The following is a 1,203-nucleotide window of genomic DNA, read 5'->3' on the forward strand; positions in this document are numbered from 1 at the left end:
GAAGACGACGAAGCGCAGCCACGATGTCTGTATCGGGGATATTGTCGCCGTCAGCGCTTTCGATGCGGCATCGGAGCACGAGAAGAAAAGCAATGCGATGAGGATCAGAACGATGCCGCGCAGCGGATTGTCGGGATTGGTCTGTGCTGGGGTGGTGGGCATCGGAGATGGGGATCGCTTCAAAGAATGCGCTGTAGCACCTTATCTGTCTCAGGAGACCTRCAAAGTGCGCAGGTCCTCGCAGCAATGTTGCATGCACCGCCCCATTCGCGATCAGTGGTGTTCGTGCAGGCACTTTCCATGCTCGGAGAGCACTTCGAGAACCCGGCACTCGCCGATGGTGCCGTGAGCTTCGCAGACGAGCATGCGTTCAATCTCAGCTTGCAAAGCGGTGAGACGATCGATCTTCGACCTGATTTCGGCCAGATGATGCTGGGCGATGCTGTCGACTTGGTCACAGGGCTGGGTGGGATGGTCCGAGAGCAGGAGTAGTTGCCGGATCGCATCCACCTCAAATCCGAGATCGCGAGCGTGACGAATGAAGCGCAGCCGGTCGATGTCGCGGGGACCATAAGACCGACGATTGCTGGCGGTCCGCTCGGCGGGCCGAAGCAAGCCGACTTCTTCATAGTAGCGGATTGTAGGAATTTTGACGCCCGTTTCCTTGCTCAGCGCCCCAATCGAGCGATTCATGGCACACCCCTCTTGACCCTCTAGTCACTAGAGATTGTAGCGTGGCATCACGAATCAAGAGGCTACGCATGTCTACGCACACCAAAAGGGCCGAAACGCCCTCCCCATCCAGACTCGCATGGACCGTCACGGGCATGGATTGTCCGAGTTGCGTCGCCAAAATCGAGACGGCTTTGGCGCGGATGCCTGGCTTATCCGACATTGCGGTCAACTTCGCCTCCGAGACCGTAACGCTCGCTCGCGCGGAAACAGCCCCGACGACTTCCGATGATGTCGAGAAAAAGATTCGCGCGCTCGGTTTCACAATCGTTCCACGGAATACCGCCCCGCCGGAAGCCGCGGACAAGCCGAGCCATCATCACGGGCATGGCCAATGCTGCGATCACGTCCACCCTGAGAAGCACGATCATGATCATTCCCATGATCATTCGCATGACCATGATCATCACAGCCATAGCCCTGTTCCCGCGATCCCTGTACCAGGCAACACGGTCGAACAAAGGTGGTGGC

Annotated in this window: 1 protein-coding gene and 1 pseudogene; one reads left to right on the forward strand and one right to left on the reverse strand. The window is 58.1% G+C overall.

What is annotated here, in order from left to right; genetic code table 11:
- Positions 1-273: 273 nt before the first annotated feature.
- Complete coding sequence (locus AC1DT3_RS21845; protein ID WP_477467273.1) at positions 274-693, reverse strand: MerR family transcriptional regulator; 420 nt, start codon at positions 691-693, stop codon at positions 274-276.
- A 182-nt stretch (positions 694-875) separates the two neighbouring features.
- Between AC1DT3_RS21845 and AC1DT3_RS21850 the strand changes: the two are divergent.
- Positions 876-1,203: pseudogene (locus AC1DT3_RS21850) on the forward strand (hypothetical protein); the annotation flags it as partial.

It is taken from the genome of Microvirga sp. P4_G7, assembly GCF_056401005.1.